Source organism: Kribbella sp. CCNWLW201, from assembly GCF_037203805.1.
Taxonomy (GTDB): Bacteria; Actinomycetota; Actinomycetes; order Propionibacteriales; family Kribbellaceae; genus Kribbella.
Window position 1 is genome coordinate 41,705 of sequence record NZ_JBBCBQ010000016.1, and the last position, 25,972, is coordinate 67,676.

Consider the following 25,972-nt stretch of genomic DNA (forward strand, 5'->3'; position numbering starts at 1 on the left):
GGATGGACTGTGCAAACTTCAACTATGAATCCCTCTGGAGGAGTACTTCATGGCCGCTGAGTACGCCGCTCTGACCGGTGACTACACCATCGACACCGCGCACAGCCGGGTCGGGTTCGTCGCCCGGCACGCGATGGTGACGAAGGTGCGGGGCTCGTTCAACGAGTTCGAGGGGACGATCCACCTCGACGGGGCGAACCCGGAGAACTCGTCCGGCCGGGTGACCATCCAGGCCAAGAGCATCGATACGCGCAACAGCCAGCGGGACGAGCACCTGCGCAGCAACGACTTCCTGGACATGGACAACCACGCGGAGCTGACGTTCGTGTCGACCGCGATCAAGCAGGACGACGACACCACGTTCACGGTCGTCGGTGATCTGACGGTGCGGGGTGTGACGAAGTCGGTCGAGGTTCCGTTCGAGTTCACCGGGTCGGCGACGGACCCGTTCGGCAACCAGCGGGTCGGGCTCGAGGGCTCGGTGGTGATCAACCGCAAGGACTACGGCGTGAACTGGAACGCGGCCCTGGAGACCGGCGGCGTCCTGGTCAGCGAGAAGGTCACGCTGGAGATCGAGGTCTCCGCGATCAAGAACAGCTGACCACCGCTGCAGTTCGACAGGACGTATGCGGCCACTGCCGGCGACGCGCGCCTGAGCAGACCGGCAAATACGGCTCGATCGCCGGATACCTCCTGTCGAACTGCACGCGTCACCCGCTGGCGGGCGGTTTTGTGGCGGTGGGATCACGATCGGGGCGGGGAGGTTGGGCGGTACGGCCGGGTGGGGAGACTGGGGTTAAGTGCCGGCTAGGTCGAGGGGTCCGCCGATGATCGACACGAGGTTCAGGCGTTGGTTGGCGCCGCTGTTCGGACGGCGACGGGCTGGCCGCCGTACGCCCGAAGCGTTCCGGCCGCGCGGGACGAGTTCACGGGTGAGCCGGCTGGCGGCGCGGTATGACGCCGACGTCGACAAGGCGTTGCAGCGGCTCTGGCCGAAGGCGCGGATCTACCACGATCGCGAGTTCACCCGGGACCGGGCCGACTTCCTGCTGGTGATCCGCGGGCGCGGCGTGATGGTCGAGACGAAGGTGAAGAGCGACCCCGGGGTGTTCCGCGGGTCGACGCTGCCGCCGCTGCTGGATCGGTTGCAGCGCGACGGCCGGCGGCTGGTCGTCGTACTCAATCAGGGTGATCCGACGCCGGCGCGAGAGATGGTCGCGAGCAAGTTGGGGGACAAGGGCTGCGTCGTCGTCTGGTCCGGTCCGGAGCATGACGACGAGCTCCGCGACGCGGTGGAAGCCCTGCTGCAGCAGATGGTCCGCCACCCGTGAGGGGAACGCAGCAGCGCGGAGAGCTGAGTTCTCCGCGCTGCTGCGGCTCCGGGTCGCGAGGTGTGCCGGGTGGCAGCGAACCGGAGCCGATCTGAGGCAGGTGGCAGCCGCGTGGGTTGCCGGGGGCTACGGGGTTAGCAGGCGTTGGGGGTGGTGCTGCCGCCGTCCACCACCCAGCGGCCTTGGAGTTGCTGGACCCGCATTTCGTCGAGCCAGCGGGTCGGAGTGGTGTTGGGGAGCACGGAGCGGCCTCTGGCGTTGACGGTGCGGGCCGCGGTGGTGTCGTAGCAGGCGCTGACGATCACGCCGTTCGAGGCGAGGGTGCGTTTGGCCCAGAGCACCTTGGTGGTGCCCGTGTTGTGCAGCTTCTTGGTGCGGTAGTACTTCGCCTGCGCGCTGATCGACTGGAAGAGGTTCGGCGTCATCACCGGCGCGAGTTGTTTCGTCTTCCGGCCGCCGCTGCGCATCATCACGTCGAGGGCGACCCGGTACTCGTAGTAGGCGTTCACGACCGGGTCGGACTGACCGGCGCTGCCGACCTGCTCGGTGAGCCCGTTCTTCGACGCCTTCTTGGCGCCGGGGGTCGACGCGGCGACGTCCGACGACGAACCGTCGTTACCGCAACCGGCGAGCATCAAAACCGGGATCAGCGTGGCGGTCACCGCCAGGTTCCGAATGCGCATGATGGTCCGAACCTCCTGTCGGGCGCGGCATGGCCGCTTGCACCGTCGGGCACCCAGGATGTGAACTGAAGCAGCACACGCCGTCCGGCACTGACCGTGTAACGCCGCGACACGGACCGTGGTCACTGTGACCTGGATCACAGCAGACCCCCTACCGTGGTACGGGGTGCGATTTGGCTCGCCGGCCGGATGTCCGGCGTACCGCTGGTTCCTAGCCTCGATCTCAGGACTTGAGACCTGAGGAGAGACCATGACGGACACCATCACGACCAGCCCGACCAGCCCGGACAGACCGGTATCCGGGCACCGGCGCGGCCGGCTCCCCGGCCGGCTGCTCCGATCGATCGGGTACGACGCTCGCCTGGTCGGACTCGGGATGCAGACGATGGCCGACGCGATCACCGGCCAGGAGCGCACCACGGACCGGCGCCGGCAGCAGCTGACCCGGCGGAGTGGGGTCCGGGGTGTTGTCGAGCCGCGGACGGGGTCGGGGTCGGAGCCCGGGGCGGGGGAGTTGTTCGGGTTTGGTTTGGTCAGTTCGGTGCTGGGGGTGCTGAGTTGGTTTCTGGTGATGTTGTTGGTGATGGCGGTCGTGCGGGGCCCGTTCTACGGGCTGGTGGAGCACGGCCCGTTCGGGCCGGGGACGTGGGGTGGTCCGACGTTGGCGGGTGCGTGGGCGGCGCATGCCGCGATCTCGGTGCCGATCATCGTGGCGTTGCTGTTCGTGTTCCGCGCTGTCGAGTGGCTGCACACGGCCCTGGTACGGCGGCTCTACAACTCAGCCGGTCAGTGGGTGCTCCCGGCAACCATCTCCGTCTGCGTCGCCGGTCTGCTGCTGATCTGGTCGTGGATCCAGCAACTGTGACACCGCGCCGACTAGGGTCCCGAACGTGACCGCAAACGGATGGCCACGCGGCCGCTGGGCCTGGGTCGCCGGTCTGGGAGTCGCCGGCCTGGCGTTCCTGACCGTGCTGGATCTGAGCCAGCACTACCGCGTCCCGCTCGGCGCCGTACTCGCGCTGGCTCTCGCACGAGGACTCGCACTCGCGCTGGCCTGGCTGAGACCCCGTACCGCACTGGTCGTCTCTCTGCTCCTCACGGCGATCACGGCCGCCGCGACCGTGCCGGAACCGAGCGAGCCGTGGCCGTGGGGGACCACTGCGGCGTTCGGTCACTCCTTCGTTCTCGCGATCGTCGGCGCCCGAGGGATGAGCCGGCGCGAGTTGGCCACCTGGTGGGTGGTCACGCAAGTCGTCGGTGCTGCAGCGGTGGCAACAGCGCCCGACCGGGGTGACTGGGGCGGCCTGCTCGTCATGGCGGTGCAGTCGGCTATCGCGGTCGTGGTCGCCGATCTGCTGCGGTCGCGGGCGGACACGCGTCGCGGTCTGGCCGAGTTGGAAGGCATCAGTAAAGAGGAACGGGCCAAGAGGGCCCGACTGGAGGAGCGGGCGAGGATCGCGCGTGAGCTTCACGATGTCGTCGCGCACCACCTGTCCGTCGTGGTGGTCCGCGCGGACAGTGCGCCGCATCGCATCCCGAAGCTCTCGGACGACGTACGAGGAGAGTTCGCGGAGATCGCAGATGCGGCGAGGGCGTCGCTGACGGAGATGCGGCGCGTACTACGGCTATTGCGAGACGAGGAGTCCCCGTTAGGCCCGCAGCCAGGACTCACCCAGCTAGAGGACCTCGTCGCGAGTACGAGGCAAGCAGGAGCAGACGTACGCCTGGACGACGGGATGCCGACCGGACTGGACCCAGCAGTCGAGTTGGCGGCGTACAGAGTCGTGCAGGAGGCACTCAGCAACGCAGTGCGCCACTCACCGAAGGCCGCCGTACAGGTGACGGTACGGCGGGAAGGCGACGACCTCATCCTGAAGATCTGGAACGGCCCGACGCATACCCCGCCAGTACCGGGAAGCGGGCACGGCTTGGTCGGGATGCGAGAGCGAGTGGCACTGCTGGATGGGACTGTGAGCGTGGGGCCGACCCCGGAGGGCGGTTATCTGGTGGAGGCGTCGATACCGGTGGGAGAGGAGGTGGCGAGTGGCGATCAGGGTGCTGGTGGTTGACGACCAGGAGATGGTGCGGGCCGGGTTCAGCGCCTTGCTGGACGCGCAGCCGGACCTCGAGGTCGTCGGGCAGGCGGGGGATGGGGCCGAGGCGGTCGTGCTGGCGGCCGAGCTGCGTCCGGACGTGATCCTGATGGACGTGCGGATGCCGGTGCTGGACGGGCTGGCCGCGACCCGCCGGATCCTGGCCGCCGGTGCACCGGAGCCGCGCGTCATCATGCTCACCACGTTCGATCTGGACGACTACGTGTACGCCGCACTCCGGGCGGGCGCGAGCGGGTTCCTGCTGAAGCACTCGACCCCAGACGAGTTGGCAGCGGCGGTCCGGGTCGTGGCGGCCGGAGACGCGTTGCTGGCGCCGTCCGTCACCCGGAGACTGGTGGAGGACTTCGCACGGGTGCAGCCGACTGTGCCGATCACTCCGGTCCACCTGACGCCGCGAGAGACCGACGTACTGCGGCAGGTCGCGCGCGGACTGTCCAACCGGCAGATCGCGGCGGAGCTCGTGCTGGCGGAGCAGACCGTGAAGACGCACGTGAGCAACATCCTGACCAAGCTGGACCTGCGGGACCGCGCCCAGGCCGTGGTCTACGCGTACGAAGCCGGTGTGGTGACACCAGGCCCACGCCACTGAGGGAGGACACATGGAGGCGCTCGAGCGGTTACGGGGACTCTGTCTGGCGATGCCGGAGGCGACAGAGCGGCTGAGCCATGGTGAGCCGACGTGGTTCGTGCGGGACAAGAAGGTGTTCGTGATGTTCGCCAACCAGCATCACGACGACCGGGTCGCGCTGTGGTGCGCGGCGCCGCCCGGGATGCAGGAGTCGCTGGTCCAGGAGGACCCCGAGCACTTCTTCAGGCCGCCGTACGTCGGTCATCGCGGCTGGCTCGGCGTCTACCTCGATGTGGAGGACGTGGACTGGGACCACCTCGAGGACCTGGTCGAGGGAGCCTTCCGCCAGATCGCTCCCAAGAGCTTGATCGCCAAGCTGGATTAGCCCCAGGTCGCCGATTCGGGGTCCACCCCGTGCGCGGAGGTGTTCGCGAAGATGAGCGCATGCAGCCAGCGCGTCAGCCCGGGGGAGAGGGATTCGTAGTAGCTGGTGTAGCCGGGGTCGCTGACGAACATCCGGGCCAGGCAGGCGTGCATGGCGTGCGTGCAGTCGAAGTAGCGGGAGAACGACTCGCGATGGCGCTCCGCCAGGGCGTTCCCTTCGTCTGACCCGGGTACGACGCCATCGTCGTGAGCCGCAGCCAGATCCGCGTTCAGCCCCTCGGTGTCCGCCGCGACCTGGCGCCAGTCGTCAGGGGTCAGCGAACTGGTCCGCTCGACGTACTGCGTCCACTGTTTCGTGTCACCCCAGCGCACCTCGGCCTCCTGGACCCACTCGGGCTGCCAGTCCGTGCCGAAGATCTCGACCTGTTCCTGCGGTGTCAGTTTGATGCCCGAGGTCGATGCCGCGAGCATCCGGTCGACGGCGTACACCATCGTCTGCAGCTGGCCGATCCGCTCGGTGAGCTGCTCCCGTTGGCGGCGGAGATGCGAGCGGGCGTCGACGGCCGGGTCGTCCAATAGCACGCTGATCTCGGCGAGCGGGAGGCCGAGCTCGCGGTAGACGAGGACTCGATGGATCCGGGCGATGTCGTCGGCGGAGTAGACCCGGTAGCCGGCCAGGGTACGGTCGCTGGGCCGGACCAGGCCGACCGTGTCCCAGTGGTGCAGTGTCCGGACGCTGAGGCCGACCAGCGCCGCCGCCTGGCCGACCGTCAGCTCATCAGAGGTCACCGGGTCAGTCTCTCAAGGGAGGTCGATTCCCAGCGCGCGAATACTGGCAGCCCCGGCCTCGTCCAGCGGACGAGCGGCAGTCATCGTGACGCGGGCGTTCTCCGGGGTGGTGACGGTCAGCTCGACCGAGTTCCACGGCATCAGGCGCGGCCCGTCGGTGCAGCCCGGGACGAGCTCCTCGCAGCGGGCGACGATCTCGTCGAGCTGCCCCAGCACACAGGCGAAGCTGATGCTCTGCGCCGCCGGATCGGGCGCGGGCGTTCCCGGCACGAGAAGGATGTCCTGGAACGCCCACCTGCGGAGGTGGGTCACGCCGCCGCCGGGTGCCGAGAAGAAGTCGATGAACCCGAGCCCGCGGATCCAGAAGTCCTTCGACGCCGCCAGGTCGCCGGTCGGGATGGTGACGAACATCGGCATGCCGTAGATCTCCCGATAGATCTCTGGCGCGGTCGCATCGAGGGCGGGCATCGGAACAGGACTGGTGTACTCATGCATGCGCCCGATGCTCAAGCCTCACGCAACGTCAGGGTCAATCGAGTAAAGCCTCGGCCGTCTGTGGCAGGCGGGGGAGCTCCCGGCTCCAGGCGTCGGCGTACTCGGGGGTCGACCACGTCCACGACCGGATCTGTTCCGCGCTACGACGGCCGAACACCGCTCTGAAGAGCTCGTACGACGACGTGCGAACGACGGCAACGGGAGAGCCGGTGCCGATCTCGTACGTGCCGTCGAGGGTGATGATCGACAGCGTGCCTGGCACGTCGTCCGACGGGTCCGGGTCGGGCAGCGCCCAGTTCAGCGCGGCCATCCACAGCTCCTCCGGTGGTCGCCCGATCCCGAGTACGCCGTGCAGATCTGCCTCATGCGTGCCGGCATCGGCCCACGGGTTGCACACCAGCGGATGATCTGAGGTGCCGGCCAGGATCACTTGCTCGAGCGCCGGACCGCTGCGCGCCCATTCCTCCATTACGGCGTCGATCGGCAGAGAACGGCGTGCTTCGACCTGGACGGCGGTCCACGGCGGTCGCGGCGCACCGTCGAGGTTGCCCGCGGCGAAGCCCGTTGCCACGCCGGCCAGGTGTGAGACCAGGTTGTGCACGGTCCACTCCGGGCAGGCCTTAACTGTGCGGCTCAGGTCGGACGGGTCAAGCTTGCGCACCGCAGTGCTCACCCGCTCCCGGGTGGCGGCGTAGAGGCGCGCGCTGGTCGCTGGGTCAGGGTCCATGACTTCCCTCCTTCGCAGTACTGACGAACGGGGGTGGTGTGGATCGACAGATAGGGTGACGCGGTGAGCAAGGGTGATGTGGGGTCGCGGCTGGCGATCGCGTTGGCGTTCGGCAGTTCGGCGGCCGTGATGGTGCTGGAGCTGGTTTCGCTGCGGCTGGTGGCGCCGTACATCGGGCTGACGCTGGAGACGAACACTGCGGTCATCGGGGTCGCGCTGGCCGCTATCGCCACCGGGTCGGCGCTGGGCGGACGCTACGCCGACGCGGTGCCGCCGCGGAAGACACTGGGGCCGCTGGTGCTGATCGGCGGTGCCCTGGTGATGCTGATCCTCCCGGTCGTGCGCTGGACCGGTGAGTCACTGCGTGGTGGCGGCACCGATCTGGTGTTCCTGGTGCTCGCGATAGCACTGTTCGCCCCGGCCTCGCTGCTGGCGGCTGTGACGCCCATGGTGACCAAACTGCGCTTGGCGACGCTGGCACAGACCGGTACGGTCGTTGGCCGGTTGTCGGCGTACGCAACGGTCGGTGGGATTGCTGGCACGGTGCTGACCGGGTTCGTGTTCGTGTCGAAGGTCCCGGTCAGCACGATCCTGCTCGCCCTCGGCGGTCTGCTGGTGGTCGCCGGTGCCGCGTTGACCGTCGTACTGCGAGGCACTCGAGCGGCCGTGAAGCCGGTAGCCCTGGCACTCATCGGTGCCACCCTGACTGTGGTCGCACCACGGCCTTGTGAGGTGGAAACGGCGTACCACTGCGCACGGGTGGTGGCGGACCCCAATCGCGAGAGCGGGCGCACGCTGTACCTGGACCAGCTGCGGCACTCGTACGTCGACCTGAAGGACCCGACCTTCCTGGAGTTCGAGTACATCAAGAACTTCGCCGCCGCGATCAACGGCACCTGGGAGGACAACCGGCGGCTGGACGCGTTGCACATCGGTGGCGGCGGGCTGACCATGCCGCGCTACCTGACCGCGACCAGGCCGGGCACCCACAACAAGGTGTACGAGATCGACGGGGCCGTCGTCGAGTTGGACAAGAAGGAGCTGGGGGTGCGGACCGGTCCGGATCTGGACATCACGGTCCGCGACGGCCGGCTCGGCATCCGGGACGAGGCGACCGACAGCGACGACCTGATCGTCATGGATGCGTTCAGCGGGGTCTCCGTGCCGTGGCACCTGACCACGCGCGAGCTGGTCGGGGACATCCGCCGGGTACTGCGGCCGGACGGCATCTACCTGGTCAACGTCATCGACTTCGGCAACCTCGCCTTCGCCAAGGCCGAGATCAAGACCCTGCAGGCGGAGTTCGCGCATGTCGCCGTGATCGCTCGCAAGGACGAGCTCGCGGGCCAGTCCGGCGGCAACTTCGTGCTGGTCGGCTCGGACCAGCCCATCAACGTGGCGGCGATCGCGACCAAGGTCGGCCCGACCATGCAGGTGCAGGACGACCTGACGGCTTTCGTCGGCGATGCGCCGGTGCTGACAGACGACTACGCCCCGGTCGATCAACTGCTGACGCCGTACACGAGCTGAGACGCACACCCCCGGAGTTGTGCTCTCGGGCCGGGGATTGTTGCATGTCACCATGCACCCACGCGCAGGCCAGCCCGCTCAGCCCGAGGACCTCATCGACGTCGACGCGCTGCTGAAGGCGTACGACGACCTCACTCCGGACGTGGAGAACCCCGCCCAGAAGGTCGTCTTCGGTACGTCGGGACATCGCGGATCGAGCCTGGACGGCGCGTTCAACGAGGCGCACATCCTGGCCATCACCCAGGCGGTCTGCGAGTACCGCGCCGGTGAGGGCACGTCTGGACCGCTCCTGGTCGGCCGGGACAGTCACGGCCTGTCCGAGCCGGCCTGGCGGACTGTGCTCGAGGTGCTCGCGGGCAACGGCGTACAGACCCTTGTGGACAGCGCTGACCGGCTCACGCCGACCCCTGGTGTGTCGCACGCGATCCTGCGGCTCAACCGCGGTGCCGGCGCCGGTGCGGACGGCATCGTCATCACACCGTCGCACAACCCGCCACGCGACGGCGGCATCAAGTACAACCCGCCCCACGGTGGCCCGGCCGACTCCGACGCGACCGGCTGGATCGCGGCGCGGGCCAACGAGCTGATCGCGGGCGGCAACCGTGAGGTACGACGCAAGCCGTTCGAGCAGGCCCGGTCAGCCGCAGGGGAGTACGACTTCGTCGGCCACTACGTCGACGACCTGCCGTCGGTGCTGAACCTGGACGCGATCCGAGCGGCCGGTGTGAAGATCGGAGCGGACCCGCTCGGCGGCGCGAGCGTCGACTACTGGGCCGCGATCGCCGAGCGGCACGACCTCGACCTGACCGTGGTCAACCCGACTGTCGACCCGGCCTGGTCGTTCATGACGCTGGACCACGACGGCAAGATCCGGATGGACTGCTCGTCGCCGTACGCGATGGCCTCCCTGGTCGCCCAGCGGGACCGGTACGACGTGGCGACCGGAAACGACGCGGACGCGGACCGGCACGGCATCGTCACCCCGGACGCCGGGCTGATGAACCCGAACCACTACCTCGCTGTCGCCATCTCCTACCTGTTCGCCAACCGGCAGTGGGGCCCGGAGGTTGCCGTCGGCAAGACCCTGGTGTCGTCGTCCCTGATCGACCGGGTGGTCGCGGACCTCGGCCGGCGGCTGTGGGAGGTGCCGGTCGGCTTCAAGTGGTTCGTACCCGGTCTGGTCGACGGATCGGTTGGCTTCGGCGGCGAGGAGTCGGCCGGAGCGAGCTTCCTGCGGTTCGACGGGACTGTGTGGACCACTGACAAGGACGGCATCCTGCTGGCGTTGCTGGCCAGTGAGATCACCGCAGTCACCGGTGAGACGCCGTCACAGGCTCACGCCAAGCTGGTGGAGCGGTTCGGCGCGTCGGCGTACTCACGAGTGGACGCACCGGCCACGCGCGACCAGAAGGCCAAGCTGTCCAAGCTGTCCGCCGACGCGGTGACGGCGACAGAGTTGGCCGGGGAGCCGATCGTGGATCGGCTGACGAGTGCCCCGGGCAACGGTGCCGCGATCGGCGGGCTGAAGGTCACCACCGAGTCGGCGTGGTTCGCGGCGCGCCCGTCCGGTACCGAGGACCTCTACAAGATCTACGGCGAGTCCTTCAAGGGCGCCGACCACCTCGAACAGGTCTTCGCCCAGGCCCGCGAGGTGGTCTCGACAGCGCTGGAGAGCTAAACCCTGGCCCTGGTGGCCACGCTGTGCCGCGCGACGAACTCGGCGATCGGTTCGGCGACGGCCGCTGGGTCCGTGGTGACCGAGAAGTGGTCTCCGCCCTCGAGGACGACCTCCTCGCGTTGCGGGAACAACTCGTAGAGAAAGGCTCGCGTCGCGGGGGTGACCGGGTTCTCCGCACCAGTACCCCAGGAGAGCACCGGGCAGTCGATCGCTGCCGCCTGCGCGCTCCCGTAGTCCCACGCGACCAACGCGGACGCTTCGCCCTCGACGAACGTTGCCGCGTCCCTGATGCCCTGGTCGACGACGCCGGGCCCCGCGGCGTCCGTCGCCGCGCGCCAATCCAGGCCAGTTGGCTCGAAGAGCGCGTCGTAAGCGCCCGCGATGTCACCTGCTTGGTAATGACCCACCATCGCCTCGAACGCCGGTCCCAAGGTTCCGAGCAGGTCCGCGAAGTCGCCGGCAGCCAGCCAACTACTCGACGGCAGCGGTTCGAGCAGGGCCAGGGACCGCACTCGATCGGGGTAGGCGGTGGCGAGGACGAGAGCGATCATCGCGCCCTCGGAGTGGCCGACAAGGTGTGCCCGGTCCACCTCGAGGTGGTCCAGCAGGGCAACGATGTCGGCCGCCTGCAGGTCGAAGCCACCGGCCGGTCCGCCGCTCTCGCCGTACCCGCGCCGGTGGTAGCGGATCCGCTGGAACCCGCGGAGCGCCGGCTGTTCGGCCAACGGACGAAGGAAGTCCGCCCAGATGGCGCCGTGGATGAACAGGACCGGTTCCCCCTCGCCCTGGACGTCGTAGGCCAACTCGATGCCGTTCACGGTTGTTGTCTTCATCGGAACTCCTCAGGTCTCGTTCGAGCTTGATTCGAGACTGGCCGACCGAGCGTCGGGACGAATCGGCATTGGCTGCCACCCTGACTCCGAGGGCGTGGGTACAACTACCCATCGCCGATCCGCCGGTCCATGCTGGAGGCATGGAAGCCGTTGCCACGGCACACCTGGCCCGCGCACGGGAGCTTCACCGGGCCTCCCGGTGGGAGGAGGCGTGCGCGGAGTACGCCGTGGCAGATGCCGAAAAGCCGCTCGCCGTCGAGGATCTGGAAGCGTTCGCCGAGGCGGCCCAGGTCTGTGCCCGGGGCGACGAGGCGGTCGCCCTGCTTCACCGGGTCTTCGGCCTCCGGGTCAGCGCCGGCGAACTCGATGACGCGGCGCAGGTCGCGTTCTGGCTGTGGTGGGCCCTGTTCACCGGCAATGAGATCGTCCAAGCCGGCGGTTGGCTCAAGCACACGAGCCGCATCCTGGGCCCCGAGATGGCCACCTGTCTGTGGCTCAAGATCCCCGAGGCGATGTTCCACGCAGCGACCGGCCACCGCTCCGGCGCCGCCGAGCTGCTGAGCGCGATCGTCGACCAGGGGCAGGGCGAGGTGATCCCCTGGGCATTGAGCCTGTGGGGTCAGATCCTGATCGACGAGGGGCGGCCGCACGACGGGCTCGATCACCTGGAGGAGGCGATGGCCATCCTCCGCACCGACGGCCTCTCGCCACGCGTCACCCCCTGGATCTACTGCGCCGCCGTCCGCGGGTGCTGTCTGGCCCGCGACTTCGCTCGTGCCCGGGCGTGGAACCGGTCGATGGCCAGGTGGCTCGACTCGCTGCACAGTCTGGGCGGTGCGTACCTCGGGAACTGCCGCATCTACCGCTCCCGGCTGATGTTCCTCAACGGTGCCTGGCCGGAAGCCCTCGACGAGATCGCCGCGGTGTGTACCGACCTCGACGGCCACGCCGGCTGGGTCTGCGGCCACGCGTTCTACCAGCTCGGTGAGGTACGGCGGCTTCGTGGCGAGTGGGATGCCGCCGAAGACGCCTACCGCCGGGCGGCGGAGAACGGTTGCCCGACACAACCAGGGCTCGCCCTGCTCAGGCTCGCCGAAGGTGACGTCGACGCAGCGTCAGCCGGCATCCGTCGGGCGCTGACCGAGGTGTCCGCGCAGCCCGAGCGCCTGGACCTGTTGAAGGCCGCGGTCACCATCCACCTCGAGGAGAGGAAGATCGAGGCGGCCCGGGATGCCGTCACCGAGATCGAGGCGATCACGGCGGAGTCGGCGACGCCGGTCACGGAGGCCGAGACGTGTGCCGTCAGAGGCGCGCTGGCGCTCGCCGAGGGCGATCCCGCAAGCGCGTTGCCACTCCTCCGGCGGGCCGTCAGTACCTGGCAGGAGCAGGATGCCCCACACGAGCGGGCCACCGTGAACGTCCTGATCGGCCAGGCCTGCCGCGCGCTCGATGACCATGACGGTGCGCAGCTCGAATTCTCAGCGGCCCGGGAGACGTTCGAACGGCTCGGCGCGGGGCCGGATCTGGCTCAGCTGGACCGGATCGTCGCGGCCACGGACACCGGCTCCGAGATCCACGGGCTCACTCGACGGGAGGTCGAGATCCTCTGCCTCATCGCCCGAGGCAAGGCGAACCGTGCGATCGCCAACGAGCTGCACCTCAGCGAGCGAACGGTTCATCGCCACGTGTCCAACATCTTCACCAAGCTCGGCGTCGACTCGCGAACCGCCGCCGTCGCGTACGGAATCAGGCACCGCATCGTCGAGATGGGCACCCTCTGACTAACGCACGAAGGCGTCGAGGAGTCGGTCCAGGTCCGCGGCGGGGTCGTTGGTGAGCCCGCTGTGAATCGGTCCCGGATGTACGACGGTACTGCGGGGTGCCGCGAGCCAGCGGAAGCGCTCGCCGATCCGGGTCGCCGCGGCCGGCCCGCCAGCCGGATCGCCCGCGCAGATCGACCGGATGTGCTCCAGCGACGCGCACACCACGTCCACGTCGACCGCGGGGTCGAGTGCCTTCAACCTGGTCGGTTCGACGTCCCATGCGGCCGCCAGGAAGTCCAGTGCACGGCAGTACAGGACCGCGCCGACGTTGACGAACTCACCGCGATGAATCCGCGGCGCCGCCCGCAAGATCACATAGTCGAAAGGCACCAGGTCCGCACTCATCGGGCACCTCCAGGCAGCCACGCGGACCGGTTCTCCAACCGTGCGGTCAGGTGACCGAGGTATCGCTCTCGATCGCCGTCGTCGATCCACTCGTCCGGCACCAGCCCGATCACCTCGGTGAGCAACTCAGGAGTGATCGCCGCCGCCATCTCCGCATCCAGATCGGGTACGGCGGGTGCGGCGATGGAGAACACGTGGTCCGACGCGTCGTACGGGAGGGCGGCGAACTTCTCCGCCGACATCCACGAGTGGTGGAAGTACAACGCGGCGCCGTGGTCGATCAGCCAGAGGTTCTTGTGCCACACCAGCATGTTCGTGTTCCGCCAGGACCGGTCGACGTTGGCGACGTACGCGTCCAGCCAGAGGATCCGGGCCATGCCTTCGTCACCCGGGTTGCCGGCCGAACCGTCGTACCCGAAGGAGCCGGGGAGGAAGTCGACGGCCAGGTTCAGGCCGGCGCTGCGCAGCAGCAGTTCCTGGATCTCGAAGTCGGGCTCCGACTTGCCGATCGCGGGGTCGAGGTGCATCAGCTTGAGTTCCGGCACCCGCAGTCCGAGCCGGCGGAACAGCTCACCGACGATCACCTCGGCGACCAGTGCTTTCGGCCCTTGCCCGGCGCCCTGGAACTTGAGCACGTAGGTGCCGAGATCGTTGCCCTCGACAACACCGGGGAGTGAGCCGCCCTCACGCAACGGCAGCACGTAGCGGGTCGCGGTGACAGTCGGCAGGCTCACGCCGCAGAGCCTAGCCGCCACCGGTTTGTCAGCGGGTACCGGCCGAGGGTGAGACATCCTTTGATCGGAGTCGAGGAAGAGCTCCTGCTGGTCTCGGCCACAGGTGAACCACTCCCGCGCAGCAAGGCGGTCGTGGCGGATCTGCACGACCTCGATATCACCGTGGAGCTGACCAGGGCCATGGTGGAGATCAACTCCCCGGCCTGCGTCACCACTTCGGAGCTGCGCGGCCACCTGACCGAGATGCGCTCCAAACTCGCCGGGGCGGCCGCTGCGGAGGGCGCACAGCTGCTGGCTATCGGTGTACCGCCCCATGGCAAGGCTACCCAGTCCATCACCAACAAGCCGCGTTACCAGGAGCTGGCGTCGCGGTGGGGGCTGCTGGCGCGGGAGCAGGGTGTCTGCGGTTGCCACGTGCATGTCGACGTACCGGACAAGGAGGCGGCTGTCAGGGTCAGCAACTACGTGCGACCGTGGCTGCCGACACTGCTGGCACTGACCGCGAACTCACCGATCTACCTGGATCAGGACACCGGCTTCGCGAGCTGGCGGTGGCTGATGACGACGCGGTGGCCGTGTGCCGGACCGCCACCGTACTTGGAGTCTGTCGAGCATTACGACGCGCTGGTGGCGATGCACATGGCGGCAGGGACTCTCATGGACGAGCAGATGGTCTACTGGGACATCCGGCCGTCCACGCACCTACCGACCGTCGAGGTGCGGGTCAGCGACGTACCACTCACTGTGGACGAGTCTGTGCTGCTCGCGACCCTCGTCCGGGCTCTGGTGATGACTGCGCTCGATGACGGCACGCAGGGCCCGACGTTGGAGCCGGAGGTACTGCGCGCCGCCTACTGGCTGGCCGCGCGTGACGGGATCACCGGCAACGGACTGGACGTCAGAAGCGCTGAACCGATGCCGATGACCGAGGTGATCGAGCGGCTCCGCCAGTACCTCCTACCGGCGCTGGAGGAACTGGGTGACGCGGAGCTGGTTGAAGACTCGCTCCAGCGGGTATTGAGCACCGGCAACGGAGCCGTCCGCCAGCGCAAGGCCTTCCGTGAGGGCGGCGACCTCATCGCCCTCACGGAAGTCAAACCCTGAGCCTCAGCTTCTGAGGAACGACTCCAGGCCGTGCAGGTCGTCCGTGTTGATGTGGTCGACCCCTGCCGCCGCCAGCTCGCTCCACAACGCCTCACGCGCTGCACCGCGCACATCAGGCGTTGCCCAGAAGCGCACCCGGTAGCCGGCGTGGTGAGCCTGCACCACGATGTCGTGCAGCTTGGTCCGCTCGGCGGCCGGCATCGGGCCGATGCCGTTCCAGGTGAAGTTCTTCGTCCAGTTGTCGCTCACCAACGGCATGAGTGACGCCGGCATCCCCGACTGCAGGTCGCTGAGCCGGCCGTCGTACCCGGCGTATCGAACCTTCTGCGCCTTCAGTACGTCGAGCGGCCGGTTGCCGCTGATCACTGACGTCACCGCGCCCTTCAGCACGCGTCCGTTGATGAACACCGTGCTGATCCCGCGGTACTTCGTGAGTTCCGTGTCGATGGCGGCGTACGTCGAAGGGCCGTCGCTCTTGATGTCGATGAGCAACTGGAAGTCGCGCCCGTGTTTGTACACCTGCCCGTGGTTCTCCCGCACCCGGTCGGCCAGCGGCTTCAGGTAGAGGCTCTCCAGGTTGCGCCCCGGTACGGCGTCCTCCAGGTCATGCGCGACCCGCAGTTCGCCGTCGACCAGCCATACGTCCGCCTCGACACTGTTGAACCCACGGTCCAGCGCATCCTGCAGCGGCCGCCGGTGCTCGTAGTCGTTGTGTGCGTGAGCCGACGGCAGCGCGCGTACGGCGGGAGCGTCGTACGACCGTGGCAGCTTGAAGCCTTCGGAGCGTACGACGTCACGCAGCCGGTCGGGGTAGTCGGTGATGATCCCGTCGACACCCTTGTCGATCAGCGACTGCATGGTCGCCGGGTCGTCGACCGTCCACGGCACCACCTTCATACCGGCCTGGTGCGCCGACTCGACCATGTCGGCGGTGACGTACGGCCGGTAGGTCGGATCGGTGACCTTGCCGTCCTGCGGGAAGCCGTGCACCGGTGAGATGGCCGAGGCGCCGAAGGACTTGGTCGCCTTCACCAGGTCGCCGCCGAAGTCGTCGATGTCGATTCCGCCCAGCCACGGCGACTTGCCCGGCTGACCGACCTGCAGGAAGTCGTAGTTCGTGAGCGCGACCAGCGGCAGTTCGGGCGCGACCTGGCGCATCCGCATCAGGGCGCCCCAGTCGAAGCTCTGGATCGTCACCTGCCGGGCGATTCGTGCCTGCCGGACCTCTTTGGCGACGACCTGCACGAACTGCTCGCGTGGCGCGGTCTCGGTCGGCGCACCTGCTTCGACCTTGGTCTCGATGTTCAGCTTCACGCCGTACGCGTGGAACCGGTGCACCAGCGCGAAGATGTCGCGCAGCTCCGGCATCTGGGCGCCGGGATCGGGCTGCTGGCCGGGGAAGTTCGGCAGCGTCTGCGAACCGCAGTCGAGCTGCTTGACCTGCTTCAACGACAGCGTGTTGATGTACTTGCCGACGTACGGGTACTCGGGGTCGCCCGGGGTGTACGGCGCGGTGTCCTTGCACTTGCTGCCCGACACGCGCCGGTCGTGGGTGACGACCGCGTAGCCGTCCTGGGTGATCTGGACGTCGAGCTCGAGGGTGCTGACGCCCAGCTCGAGGCCGTGCGTGAAGGACGCGATGGTGCTTTCCACGGTGAGCCCGAGGCCGCCGCGGTGGGCCTGGATGTCGAAGTCGCCGCGGGTGGCCGCGGCCGGTGCGGCAGGCAGCAGCCCGGCGACGAGGGCAAGCGGAAGCAGCGCGCGGGTAAGGCGGCGCATGAGGGGTCTTCCTTCCGGAGGGGTATGGGCGGATACACCCTGAGGCTCGCTGCCACAGGGATACCTGTGCCTTCGTGAAGGTAGCCGAGAAAAGGCCTACTGGTGACCGCCGCGTGTCGCCGACCGACTACGGAGCGGATACGACCCGTCGCACCGACTGGGTCTCGGCCACGATGGAGCCGTCCTTGAACGCCTTGTCCAGCGTGCCCTCGACCCGGCGAGTCAGCGTGAGATCGATCTGACACGTGGACGTGGAGGGGCTCGGAGTCGCGGTCGTAGCGGCCGGCTTGATCGAGCCGCGGGCGATCGTGGCCGAGGTCCGGCCCGGCTCCAGTTGCAGGCTGCCGGGTTGGATGCATTCGCCGGCCCAGGTGAGGACCGACGGCTGCCGGCCGCTGTCGATCCGTACGGCGAGGTCGGCCCGCCGGGAGAACGTCGTACCAGCCGCAGGTGCGACCAGTCGGACGCGCTCGGGCAGTACGACGGTCGACGTCGGAGCGGACGCGTTGTCGCCGTCCCGCTTGAGGCTGAAGGTGATCTCGGTACCCGCCGTGGTCACGCCGTCGAGGCGGCTGCGGTACTCCGTCACCCCGGCGGCGCGGTGATGATCGAGCGTTGTGGACTTGCCGCCACCCGCCGCGGTGATCTCCTCACCTCCGCCGAGCTCGACGAAGGTGAGGGTGCCGACCCGCAGCGAGGCACTCAGGTCGGCCTCGTCGGCGTTCTCAGGCAGCGTGACGACCAGGTTGGCAGTCATCCCGCTGGTCCGGATGTCCTTCGACTCCACGGTCGAACAACCGGTCACAGTCAGGGCTACGGCCAGGGCGGCGGCGATGCGCTTCACAGCCTGGAAAGCTAACACCGCAAGGGATCAGCTCTACTCGTACTGGAGTGCCTCCAGCGGGTTCAGTTTGGCTGCGCGGCGGGCCGGCCAGATGGCGGCGAAGATGCCGACCACGACGGCGACGACGGCGAAGATCACCAACTGTCCGGTCGGGACGGTGAAGGTGACCTCGTCCAGCCGGGCGGCCAGCAGTGAGGCGAGCAGCAGGCCGAGGGCGATCCCGATCACCGCGCCGATCAGTGCGGTGATCACACTCTCCTGGCGGATCATCCTCTTCACCTGACCTCGGGTCAGGCCGATCGCGCGGAGCATGCCGAGCTCGCGGGTCCGCTCGAAGACGGTCAGCACCAGCGTGTTGACGATGCCGAACAGGCTCACCAGCACCGACAGCGCGAGCAGCACGTACAGCACGTTCAACAGGCCCTTCACGTTGTCCGTCTGCGCCTTCTTGAACTCGTCCCGCGTCATCGCCTTCGCGTTCGGGAACGTGCTCAGCGCACTCCGCAGCGCGGCGGAGTTCTCCGCCGTCACGCCGCCGCGCAGGTTGACGAAGGTGAAGATGTTCATCGGCTGGGTGCTGGCCGAGTCGAAGGTCGCGGTCGAGATCGTCACGTTCCCGAACGGCGACCCGCCGGCCGGCGGACGGAAGATGCCGCGAACCTGCAGTTGCAGCACCTTCCCGGTCACGGTCTCCATCGCGAACCGCGAACCCAGGGCGAGGGCGTGCTCGTCGGCGTACTCGGCATCGACGATCGCACCGTCGGTCCCGAGCTCAGCGAGCGACGCCTGCGAGCCGGCTCGCCAGTCGAACGTGAGCAGATCCGGCGCCTCGGCATCGACCGCGGTGATCACGATCGTCTTGTCGAACGCCTTGGCCTGGCCGCCGCGCACACTGGTGATCTCCTCGACCGCAGGTACGTCGGCGGCTGCGGTGGCGACCGTCGGCGGCAACGGGCTGAAGTTGTTCTGCGCGGTGATCGCGTAGTCGGCGCTGAAGATCCCGTCCACGGCCTCCTCGAACGGCTTGATGATGCCCGCGCCGAGGGTCGCGACCAGGGTGACGAGAGCCAGCCCGATCATCAGGGCCGCGGCGGTCGACGCCGTACGGTGTGGATCGCGCCGGCTGTTCTGACCGCCGATAGCGACCGCCGGCCGGTCGGGGAGGACCCGCGGGAACTCGGCCGGCCGCCGGAACAGCCGCCGTACCAGCCACAACGGGACCAGGAAGATCGGCCAGATCAGAGCCGTCAGTACGACGACCGACCAGCGCGCGATCGGATCCGACACCGCCGCGAGCGGCCGCACGAGTCGCGCTGAGAATGCCGCGATCCCGATGAACAACAGCAGGACACCGGCGCCGAGGCACGACAACAAGGTGCTTGTCGACAATCCGTCTGCGAACAATCCGACCAGCACCAGCGCGATGCCACCGGCGGCGAGCAGGGCAGCGCCGACCGGGCGGAAGCGGTGCAACCGGCCCGGTGCGAGCGTGGCACCTTCGCGGACCGCGGCGATCGGCGGAACCCGGGTCGCGCGCCAGGCCGGCCGGAGGCTGGCGAGCACAGTTACCAGTACGCCGACCACCAGCGCGACGACGATCGTGCGGGTCTGGAACACCAATCCGTTGTTGGGCAGCGTGAAGCCGACCGAGTCGAACAGATTGAACAACCCGGTCGCGATCGCCAGGCCGAGGAACAGCCCGACCACCGCCGAGACGAACCCGGTCACCAACGCCTCGAGCACTACCGTGCCGAGAATCTGCCGGCGCGAGGCACCGAGCGTTCGCAGGGTGGCGAACTCGCGGGTCCGCTGGGCGATCGTGATCGACAGCGAGTTGGCGATCACGAACGAGCCGACGAACAGCGCGATCCCGCCGAACACCAGCAGGAACGTCTCCAGGAAGGTCAGGAAACCGCTGATCTCGGACGCTTCCTCGGCCGCCTGGTCCTCGGCGGACCGAACCTGGGTCGCCTCCGGCAGGATGCGCTGCACCGCGTCGAGCAACTGCTGCTCGCCGGTGTTCGGCTTGGCCGCGATCAGGATCTGATCCAGCTTGCCGGACTTGTCGAACACCCGCTGTGCGGTCGCCAGATCGAACCCGGCCAGCGTCGCGCCACCGATCGACGAGATGGCACCGAACTCGACGAGTCCGGCGATCCGCATCTGCTCAGCGGCCCCACGTGCCTGGACCCGGATCGTGTCGCCGGCCGCGAACCCCTTCTCCTGCGCGCTGTGCGTGTCGATGACCACCTCGTCGGCCTTCGGCCAGTCGCCGGACACGAGGGTGAGCGAGTTGAACTGCGGCAGCGCCGGATCGACGCTGAAGCCGAGGTTCGGAGCGCCGCCGAAGACGACTGCCTTGCCGTCCTTGCCGATCAGTTGCGCCTCGCCGAACACGTTGCCGCCGGCCGCGCCGACCTCGGGCAGGTTCCGGACCTCCTGCAGCAGACCCGCATCGAACGGCGGCGCTGTCGTAGTGCCGTCGTCGGACGGGTCGAAGGCCGTCTTGCCGGTGATCGCGGCGTCGGTGTTCTTGTAGTTCTCGCTGATGATCGAGTCGAACGCGCCCGTGACAGAGTCGGTCAGCACATAGGTGCCGGAGATCAGCGAGACCCCGAGGACGATGCCGATCGCGGTCAGCGCGGTACGAAGTTTGCGGGCCAGCATGCCCTGCAACGCGAACCGGATCACTGCAGGTCCAGCGTGTCGATCACTTGCAGGATCTCGTGCTGGCTGGACTGGCCGGTCTCCTTCACGATCTCGCCGTCGGCCAGATAAAGCACCCGGTCGGCCATCGCGGCCGCCTTCGCGTCGTGGGTCACCATCACCGTGGTCTGGCCGTACTCGTCGACCGAGCCGCGCATCAGGTCGAGGATCTCGGCGCTGGTCCGGGAGTCCAGGTTGCCGGTCGGTTCGTCGGCGAACACGACCGTCGGCCGCGACACCAGGGCCCGCGCGATCGCGACCCGCTGCTGCTGGCCACCGGACAGCTCGGCCGGCCGGTGGTGCAGCCGGTCGGCGAGCCCGACCCGTTCGACCAGTTCGGCGAAGAACTCCGGGTCCGGCTTCTCGCCGGCGATCGTCAGCGGCAGCACGATGTTGTCCCGCGCGGTCAGCATCGGGAGCAGGTTGAAGAACTGGAAGATGAAGCCGATGTGCTTGCGGCGCAGCTTGGTCAGCGCGTCGTCGCCGAGTGTGGTGATCTCGGTGCCGTCGATCTGCACCGAGCCCGACGTCGGGCGGTCCAGCCCGGCCAGGATGTGCATCATCGTCGACTTGCCCGAGCCCGACGGCCCCATCACCGCCGTCAGCTGACCAGGCTCGATCTGCACATCCACTCCGTGCAACGCCCGTACGGCGGTATCACCCTCGCCGTACACACGTACGACGCCTTCCGCGTGCACAACTCCGGAAGTCCCCTCCATTGCCGATCGCCCCTCCCTGGCTGATCAGCGGCCTCCCCAGGCGACCGGTAACTCTCACCGAGTGTGCTCGCGTTTCGGCGATATCGATAGGGGATTTTCCCGGATCGAACCCTGAGCTGCCTCAGATCCAGCCTCGGCGGGCCGCGTGGAAGCCCAGTTGGAGCCGGGTGTCCGCGGAGACCAGGTCCATCAGGGCCCGGACCCGGCGCTGGACCGTGCGCATCGACAGGTTGAGCTGGTTGGCGACCGCCTGGTCGGTGAGGCCCGCCAGCAGTAGGCCGAGAATGCGGGCGTCCAGCTCGGGCAGACCGTCCGACGGCCCCTCCACCATGCCGTCCGTGCCCAGGACGAGTGGCAGGCCGTCACGCCATACCCGGTCGAACAGAGCGAGCAGTGCGTCGAGCATGCCGCTGCTGTGCACGATGAGCGCTCCGATGCTCCCGCCGGCACCGGACAGCAGTGGGACGAGTGCGATGCGCCGGTCCACGATCAGTAACCGCATCGGCAGCTCCTGCACCACGCGGACCTCTTCACCGGCCTGCAGCGAGTCAGCTGCGGCACTGAAGAACCCAGGCCGGTCGAACGCGCTCCGCTCGATCAGCACGCGATAACGCACGCCACGAGTGACCGCCGCGTCCTCCTCCTTGTTGTCCTCGGGTGGGACGACCGCAATCTCCGCTTTGACGAACCCGAGGACCTCCTCCCGCGCAGACATCTGCAGCTGAGCGAACCGCTGCCCGACCGCCTTCGCACCACGTACGACGTCCACGACATCGCTGACCGATCGCTCGGTGTCCGTGCCTCGGTAGACCTCCGCCAGCGACTCGATCTCGCGCTGTGCCCGCCGCAACTCCTCCTCGCGCTGCACAGCGAGTGCTGCGAGTGCCACCGATGGGGGAGAGGCGACGTACCGATCCGTGCCGCTGCTGGAGCGTGCGGCCAGGCCTAGCGACTCCAGTGCGACCAGTGCGCGGGCGGCCTCGACCGGGTGGCAGCCGAGTCGGCCGGCCAGCTCGGCGGCGTCGTACGACGGCACCTCGACGAGGGCGCGGTAGGCGAGTTCTTCGGAGTCATCCAGTCCGAGCACGTCGAGCACGATGCCTCCCAGCAGACGGTTGTGTGGCGGCCGGACCCTGGCGGGTTCGTGAATTGTCGCAATCTTGCCAGGCTCGGCCCCTCCTTGGCTGGCGGTTTTGCGATGAACTGACCCGCGAAACCGTCCTGAAGGTGGTCCTCCGCATGATTTTCCGCTCACTTGCGCGCAAAACCTTGGCCGGCGCAGCCGTCACCGCCCTACTCGCCGTCGTCGCCGTACCCTCTTCGGCTGCTCCACCTGACACCGACTCCCGGCCGACCCTGCCCGTGCAGGTGGACGCCGAGAAGGTCGTCACCCTGCTCACCGGCGACAAGGTCCAGGTCAGTCCCGCCGGCAGTGGGCGGAGCAATGTCCGCTTCGTCCCCGCCGACCCGACGCAGGCCGGCTACGAGACTCGTACGGTCGGCAAGGACCTGTACGTCGTACCCGACAGCGCGGCGAAGCTTGTCAACAATGGGAAAGTCGACCAGGCGCTGTTCAACGTGAGCGGCCTGATCCGACAGGGGTACGACGACGCGTCGACGAGCCAGATCCCGGTCATCGCCACCTACAAGCCCACAGCCCGCGCAGCACAGCAGGCCGTCCCCACCGGGTCCACCCGCACGCGGACCCTGTCGTCTGTCGGTGCCGCCGCGCTCCGAACCGACAAGGCCCGTGCACGCGAGACCTGGCAGACGCTGTCGACCGGTCGCGACGTGCAGAAGCTGTGGCTCGACGCGAAGGTGCACAAGACGCTCGACCAGAGCGTGCGGTACGTCGGCGCCCCGCAAGCCTGGCAGGCCGGGTACGACGGCACCGGTACGACGGTCGCCGTACTGGACTCAGGTGTCGACGCGGAGCACCCGGACCTGGTTGGAGCGGTCAAGGCCCAGCAGAACTTCACCGACAGCCCGGACGTCATCGACCACGACGGCCACGGCACCCACACGTCGTCCACAGTCGCGGGCCGCGGCGTCGCCTCCAACGGTAAGAACAAGGGTGTCGCCCCGGGCACGCAACTGCTGTCGGGCAAGGTCCTGAACGACTACGGCAGCGGCGACCTGTCCTGGATCATCGCCGGAATGGAATGGGCCGTTGCCGAGGGCGCCGACGTGATCAGCATGAGCATCGGTACGTCGGAACCCGTCGACTGCACCGACCCGATGGCCGCCGCCGTCGATCGCATCAGCGCCTCGTCCGGCGTCCTCTTCGTCGTTGCTGCCGGCAATCTCTACGGACCGGCCGAGACCATCAGCAGCCCGGGCTGCGCGGCCTCGGCGTTGACGGTCGCGGCGACCGACCTCACCCAGACCACCGCGGACTTCTCCAGTCGCGGCCCGGTGATGAGCAACCACGCGGTCAAGCCCGACATCGCGGCGCCCGGTGTGGACATCACCGCGGCCCGGGCCGGTGGGCGCGGCGATTCGGCGTACACCGACATGAACGGGACGTCGATGGCGACGCCGCACGTGGCCGGTGCGGCCGCGATCCTGAAGCAGCAGCACCCGGATTGGACCGGCCAGCAACTGAAGGCGGCGCTGCAGAACTCGGTGCGGTCAACCAGCACGGTCGGGATCTACGAGCAGGGTGCCGGTGAGCTCAACGTCGCGCAGGCAGTCAATCAGCAGGTGACCGGCCCGGGTACGACGGACTTGGGCACGTTCGCCTGGCCGCACACGCCGGCGGACAAGCTCACCAAGCCGCTGACCTACCACAACAGCGGGAAGTCGCCGGTCACCCTGACCTTCGCAACGGATGCCCGCGGCAACAACGGGAAGCCGTTGCCGTCGTCACTCATCACCTTCGGCGCAAGCTCGTTGACCGTCCCGGCCGGCGGGTCCGCCGAGGTGCCGGTGACCATCGACCCGTCCGCGTCGCTGGACTACGGCCTGTACGGCGCGATCAGCGCCCGGGTGGTTGCTACCGGCAATGACGGCCGGACGGTCGTCACCCCGGTCGGCTTCTACCTCGAACCGCAGTTCGTCGACGTCACGTTCAAACTCATCGACCGCAACGGGCAGCCGGCCTCGTCGATCACCGCGCTGGACGTGTTCGACACCGACAGCATCGCCGCGCAGCGGATCGGGTTCGAGGGCGCGGACCGCACCCTGCACCTGCGAGCGGGCACGTACTCGCTGGCCGCGATCATCGCGACCGAGGCCGCCGAGGGGATGGTCGAGTCGTACGCCTTCCTCGGCAACCCCGAGATCACGCTGACCGAGAACACCACCATCACCTACGACGCTCGCACGGCGGCCGAGGCCACGGTGACGACCCAGCGGCCGACCGAGCGCAAGGGCGGCAGCCTGACCTATGGTCGGATTGTCGACAACTGGATCCTCGCCTCGAGTCGCAGCTTCGGCACACAGATCAAGTCGGTCTACCTGGGGGAGACGCCCGAGGTTCAGCGTGGCACCTTCGAGGTGGTCGAGGGGTGGCAGTACGCATCACCGGCCGGCGCGAAGTCGCCGTACCTCTACAGCCTGGCCTTCACGCATGAGCAGCAGATCAAGGGCAAGCCGGAGCACCGGGTCCGCGATCGCGAGCTGGCCACGATCGATGCGACGTACTACACACCGGGCAAGGACTACACGTACTCCGAGTACGTCGATGTGTGGCGACCGTGGAGTATCAACCTGATCCCGACCGGAGCCCGGGGATCCGTGGCGGCGCCGACGCGGGTGCAGCATCTGGTGACGGCCGACCGGGACACGAAGGTGTCGCAGATGGTCGGGCACTCGGACACGATGAGCTGGCCGTTCGCGACCCTGATGACTTCGACGGCCACGTCGTACCAGGCCGGAAGCCGGCACACCGAGACCTGGTACAAGGCCGGGTTGCGGCCGGGGATGGTGACGGACCAGACGACCGGGCTGAAGTACGCGCCGGCGGCTCGGGAGGGCAACTCGATCTGGAGCAACTTCCCGAGCTGGTCCGACACCGAGCCGGGGCACTTCTCCCGGGGCGGGTTCCTCGACCTGGGCGGCACCGAGTTGCTGGCCGACGGGGTGTCGCTGGGACGGTACGGGTTCTACGGGCAGGGGTTCTGGGACGTGCCGGCCGCGGCGACGAACTTCGAGCTGGTGTACGAGCTGCTCCGCTGGCAACGCGGCGACTACAAGTGGGAGTCGCCGACGACGGCCGAGACCCGGTGGAAGTGGAACAGCTCGGCCGCCGATGCGGGCAAGCCGCTGCCGTTGCTCTTCCCCGACTACGACCTCCCCGTCGACCTCAACGACCGCGCTCCGCGTGTGCGTGCCTTCCCGATCACCATCACCGCGGAGACCGGCCACTGGTACAAGGCCGGCCGCTTCACGAAGGCCCGAGTCTGGACGTCGTACGACGACGGCAGCACCTGGACCCAGATCCCGGTGGTCAACCTGGGCACCAAGGTCATCGCCCTGGCCGACAACACCAAGGCCACCGACTTCGTCACCCTCAAGACCGAACTGACGGACTCCAGCGGCAAGTCTGTCACCCAAACCCTCAACCGTTTCTACGGAATCCGCTAGAAACCCAGCACGCCCCCAGCGGGTCGGCTGGGGGCGCGCTGCAAAGTATGTGGCGTCGGACCGGGAAGCGCCTCACGGCGCGTGGCCGCTCGTAGCGGCTTAATTTGGGACCCGGGGCTTACGCCGGCCCGACACCTCGAACAGTGTAACGGGTGGCCAAACCCCTTGTCCTGTGGGGATCTCGGGCCGCAAGACGCCA

General features: G+C 68.2%; 23 protein-coding genes. 11 read left to right on the top strand and 12 right to left on the bottom strand.

From position 1 onward, the window contains the following. Positions 1 to 49: 49 nt before the first annotated feature. Together V9K99_RS40115 and V9K99_RS40120 are read left to right on the top strand one after the other, a co-directional pair. The gene (locus tag V9K99_RS40115; RefSeq protein ID WP_337007846.1) at positions 50 to 601 is read left to right on the top strand and encodes a YceI family protein; all 552 of its coding nucleotides are present in this window, start codon (positions 50 to 52) and stop codon (positions 599 to 601) included. Positions 602 to 827: 226 nt separating this feature from the next. Next, positions 828 to 1,331 carry a hypothetical protein gene (locus V9K99_RS40120; RefSeq protein WP_337007847.1) on the top strand — a complete coding sequence of 168 codons (504 nt, stop codon included), beginning with the start codon at positions 828 to 830 and terminating at the stop codon, positions 1,329 to 1,331. A gap of 134 nt (positions 1,332 to 1,465) precedes the next feature. Here V9K99_RS40120 and V9K99_RS40125 read toward each other — a convergent pair whose 3' ends face one another. Further along, the gene (locus tag V9K99_RS40125) at positions 1,466 to 2,014 is read right to left on the bottom strand and encodes a hypothetical protein (RefSeq protein ID WP_337007848.1); all 549 of its coding nucleotides are present in this window, start codon (positions 2,012 to 2,014) and stop codon (positions 1,466 to 1,468) included. Between the two features lie 250 nt (positions 2,015 to 2,264). On the opposite strand from V9K99_RS40125, the gene V9K99_RS40130 reads away from it, so the two are divergent. From V9K99_RS40130 to V9K99_RS40145, 4 genes are read left to right on the top strand one after another with little or no spacing between them, the layout of a single operon-like run. Next, positions 2,265 to 2,879, top strand: a complete 615-nt coding sequence (locus V9K99_RS40130; RefSeq protein WP_337007849.1) for a hypothetical protein — start codon at positions 2,265 to 2,267, stop codon at positions 2,877 to 2,879. Positions 2,880 to 2,904: 25 nt separating this feature from the next. Further along, on the top strand, positions 2,905 to 4,083 hold the full coding sequence (locus V9K99_RS40135; protein ID WP_337007850.1) for a sensor histidine kinase: 1,179 nt from the start codon (positions 2,905 to 2,907) through the stop codon (positions 4,081 to 4,083). A gap of 10 nt (positions 4,084 to 4,093) precedes the next feature. Further along, positions 4,094 to 4,717, top strand: a complete 624-nt coding sequence (locus V9K99_RS40140) for a response regulator (protein ID WP_442914756.1) — start codon at positions 4,094 to 4,096, stop codon at positions 4,715 to 4,717. Positions 4,718 to 4,727: 10 nt separating this feature from the next. Beyond that, the gene (locus tag V9K99_RS40145) at positions 4,728 to 5,081 is read left to right on the top strand and encodes an MmcQ/YjbR family DNA-binding protein (protein WP_337007853.1); all 354 of its coding nucleotides are present in this window, start codon (positions 4,728 to 4,730) and stop codon (positions 5,079 to 5,081) included. Here the strand turns inward: V9K99_RS40145 and V9K99_RS40150 are convergent. Genes V9K99_RS40150 through V9K99_RS40160 form a run of 3 tightly spaced genes read right to left on the bottom strand, consistent with a single transcriptional unit; the run spans position 5,078 to position 7,091 of the window. Continuing rightward, positions 5,078 to 5,869 carry a MerR family transcriptional regulator gene (locus tag V9K99_RS40150; protein WP_337007855.1) on the bottom strand — a complete coding sequence of 264 codons (792 nt, stop codon included), beginning with the start codon at positions 5,867 to 5,869 and terminating at the stop codon, positions 5,078 to 5,080. The genes V9K99_RS40145 and V9K99_RS40150 overlap by 4 nt on opposite strands. A 12-nt stretch (positions 5,870 to 5,881) precedes the next feature. After that, a complete protein-coding gene (locus V9K99_RS40155) occupies positions 5,882 to 6,364 on the bottom strand; it encodes a VOC family protein (protein WP_337007857.1) in 483 nt (160 codons plus the stop codon). 34 nt (positions 6,365 to 6,398) lie between these two features. Next, entirely contained in the window at positions 6,399 to 7,091 is a 693-nt protein-coding gene (locus tag V9K99_RS40160; RefSeq protein WP_337007859.1) for a maleylpyruvate isomerase N-terminal domain-containing protein, read from the bottom strand. Positions 7,092 to 7,154: 63 nt separating this feature from the next. Here V9K99_RS40160 and V9K99_RS40165 point away from each other — a divergent pair, with 63 nt between their 5' ends. Together V9K99_RS40165 and pgm are read left to right on the top strand one after the other, a co-directional pair. Continuing rightward, positions 7,155 to 8,621, top strand: coding sequence for a fused MFS/spermidine synthase (locus tag V9K99_RS40165; RefSeq protein WP_337007861.1), 1,467 nt, complete (start codon positions 7,155 to 7,157; stop codon positions 8,619 to 8,621). A gap of 52 nt (positions 8,622 to 8,673) precedes the next feature. Further along, positions 8,674 to 10,299 carry a phosphoglucomutase (alpha-D-glucose-1,6-bisphosphate-dependent) gene (gene pgm, locus V9K99_RS40170; protein ID WP_337007863.1) on the top strand — a complete coding sequence of 542 codons (1,626 nt, stop codon included), beginning with the start codon at positions 8,674 to 8,676 and terminating at the stop codon, positions 10,297 to 10,299. On the opposite strand, the gene V9K99_RS40175 is transcribed toward pgm, so the two are convergent. Then, positions 10,296 to 11,132, bottom strand: a complete 837-nt coding sequence (locus V9K99_RS40175; RefSeq protein ID WP_337007865.1) for an alpha/beta fold hydrolase — start codon at positions 11,130 to 11,132, stop codon at positions 10,296 to 10,298. The genes pgm and V9K99_RS40175 overlap by 4 nt on opposite strands. Before the next feature lie 140 nt (positions 11,133 to 11,272). Here V9K99_RS40175 and V9K99_RS40180 point away from each other — a divergent pair, with 140 nt between their 5' ends. Then, entirely contained in the window at positions 11,273 to 12,913 is a 1,641-nt protein-coding gene (locus V9K99_RS40180; RefSeq protein ID WP_337007867.1) for a response regulator transcription factor, read from the top strand. Here V9K99_RS40180 and V9K99_RS40185 read toward each other — a convergent pair whose 3' ends face one another. Together V9K99_RS40185 and V9K99_RS40190 are read right to left on the bottom strand one after the other, a co-directional pair. Then, positions 12,914 to 13,300, bottom strand: a complete 387-nt coding sequence (locus V9K99_RS40185; RefSeq protein WP_337007869.1) for a DUF3037 domain-containing protein — start codon at positions 13,298 to 13,300, stop codon at positions 12,914 to 12,916. Beyond that, positions 13,297 to 14,034, bottom strand: coding sequence for a HipA family kinase (locus V9K99_RS40190; protein ID WP_337007871.1), 738 nt, complete (start codon positions 14,032 to 14,034; stop codon positions 13,297 to 13,299). The genes V9K99_RS40185 and V9K99_RS40190 overlap by 4 nt, the downstream gene beginning before the upstream one ends. A gap of 48 nt (positions 14,035 to 14,082) precedes the next feature. Here V9K99_RS40190 and V9K99_RS40195 point away from each other — a divergent pair, with 48 nt between their 5' ends. Continuing rightward, positions 14,083 to 15,138 (top strand): carboxylate-amine ligase, encoded by a 1,056-nt coding sequence (locus tag V9K99_RS40195; RefSeq protein WP_337007873.1) that lies wholly within the window; start codon positions 14,083 to 14,085, stop codon positions 15,136 to 15,138. A 3-nt stretch (positions 15,139 to 15,141) separates the two neighbouring features. Here the strand turns inward: V9K99_RS40195 and V9K99_RS40200 are convergent, their stop codons facing one another. From V9K99_RS40200 to V9K99_RS40220, 5 genes are all read right to left on the bottom strand, one after another. Continuing rightward, complete coding sequence (locus V9K99_RS40200) at positions 15,142 to 16,917, bottom strand: glycerophosphodiester phosphodiesterase family protein (protein WP_337007874.1); 1,776 nt, start codon at positions 16,915 to 16,917, stop codon at positions 15,142 to 15,144. A gap of 127 nt (positions 16,918 to 17,044) precedes the next feature. After that, positions 17,045 to 17,761 (bottom strand): hypothetical protein, encoded by a 717-nt coding sequence (locus V9K99_RS40205; RefSeq protein WP_337007876.1) that lies wholly within the window; start codon positions 17,759 to 17,761, stop codon positions 17,045 to 17,047. Between the two features lie 33 nt (positions 17,762 to 17,794). Beyond that, entirely contained in the window at positions 17,795 to 20,452 is a 2,658-nt protein-coding gene (locus tag V9K99_RS40210) for an ABC transporter permease (protein WP_337007878.1), read from the bottom strand. Further along, on the bottom strand, positions 20,449 to 21,186 hold the full coding sequence (locus V9K99_RS40215) for an ABC transporter ATP-binding protein (protein ID WP_337007880.1): 738 nt from the start codon (positions 21,184 to 21,186) through the stop codon (positions 20,449 to 20,451). The genes V9K99_RS40210 and V9K99_RS40215 overlap by 4 nt, the downstream gene beginning before the upstream one ends. Before the next feature lie 121 nt (positions 21,187 to 21,307). Further along, positions 21,308 to 22,282, bottom strand: coding sequence for a hypothetical protein (locus tag V9K99_RS40220; RefSeq protein ID WP_337007881.1), 975 nt, complete (start codon positions 22,280 to 22,282; stop codon positions 21,308 to 21,310). A 143-nt stretch (positions 22,283 to 22,425) separates the two neighbouring features. On the opposite strand from V9K99_RS40220, the gene V9K99_RS40225 reads away from it, so the two are divergent. Continuing rightward, positions 22,426 to 25,773, top strand: a complete 3,348-nt coding sequence (locus V9K99_RS40225) for a S8 family serine peptidase (RefSeq protein ID WP_337007883.1) — start codon at positions 22,426 to 22,428, stop codon at positions 25,771 to 25,773. Positions 25,774 to 25,972: the final 199 nt, after the last annotated feature.

Coding starts and splice junctions, on each gene's coding strand:
- V9K99_RS40200 (WP_337007874.1), bottom strand. CDS start 16,917: ATGCGCCGCCTTACCCGCGCGCTGCTTCCGCTTGCCCTCGTCGCCGGG.
- V9K99_RS40185 (WP_337007869.1), bottom strand. CDS start 13,300: ATGAGTGCGGACCTGGTGCCTTTCGACTATGTGATCTTGCGGGCGGCG.
- V9K99_RS40215 (WP_337007880.1), bottom strand. CDS start 21,186: ATGGAGGGGACTTCCGGAGTTGTGCACGCGGAAGGCGTCGTACGTGTG.
- V9K99_RS40225 (WP_337007883.1), top strand. CDS start 22,426: ATGATTTTCCGCTCACTTGCGCGCAAAACCTTGGCCGGCGCAGCCGTC.
- V9K99_RS40145 (WP_337007853.1), top strand. CDS start 4,728: ATGGAGGCGCTCGAGCGGTTACGGGGACTCTGTCTGGCGATGCCGGAG.
- V9K99_RS40130 (WP_337007849.1), top strand. CDS start 2,265: ATGACGGACACCATCACGACCAGCCCGACCAGCCCGGACAGACCGGTA.
- pgm (WP_337007863.1), top strand. CDS start 8,674: ATGCACCCACGCGCAGGCCAGCCCGCTCAGCCCGAGGACCTCATCGAC.
- V9K99_RS40155 (WP_337007857.1), bottom strand. CDS start 6,364: ATGCATGAGTACACCAGTCCTGTTCCGATGCCCGCCCTCGATGCGACC.
- V9K99_RS40180 (WP_337007867.1), top strand. CDS start 11,273: ATGGAAGCCGTTGCCACGGCACACCTGGCCCGCGCACGGGAGCTTCAC.
- V9K99_RS40175 (WP_337007865.1), bottom strand. CDS start 11,132: ATGAAGACAACAACCGTGAACGGCATCGAGTTGGCCTACGACGTCCAG.
- V9K99_RS40160 (WP_337007859.1), bottom strand. CDS start 7,091: ATGGACCCTGACCCAGCGACCAGCGCGCGCCTCTACGCCGCCACCCGG.
- V9K99_RS40125 (WP_337007848.1), bottom strand. CDS start 2,014: ATGCGCATTCGGAACCTGGCGGTGACCGCCACGCTGATCCCGGTTTTG.
- V9K99_RS40115 (WP_337007846.1), top strand. CDS start 50: ATGGCCGCTGAGTACGCCGCTCTGACCGGTGACTACACCATCGACACC.
- V9K99_RS40120 (WP_337007847.1), top strand. CDS start 828: ATGATCGACACGAGGTTCAGGCGTTGGTTGGCGCCGCTGTTCGGACGG.
- V9K99_RS40140 (WP_442914756.1), top strand. CDS start 4,094: ATGGTGCGGGCCGGGTTCAGCGCCTTGCTGGACGCGCAGCCGGACCTC.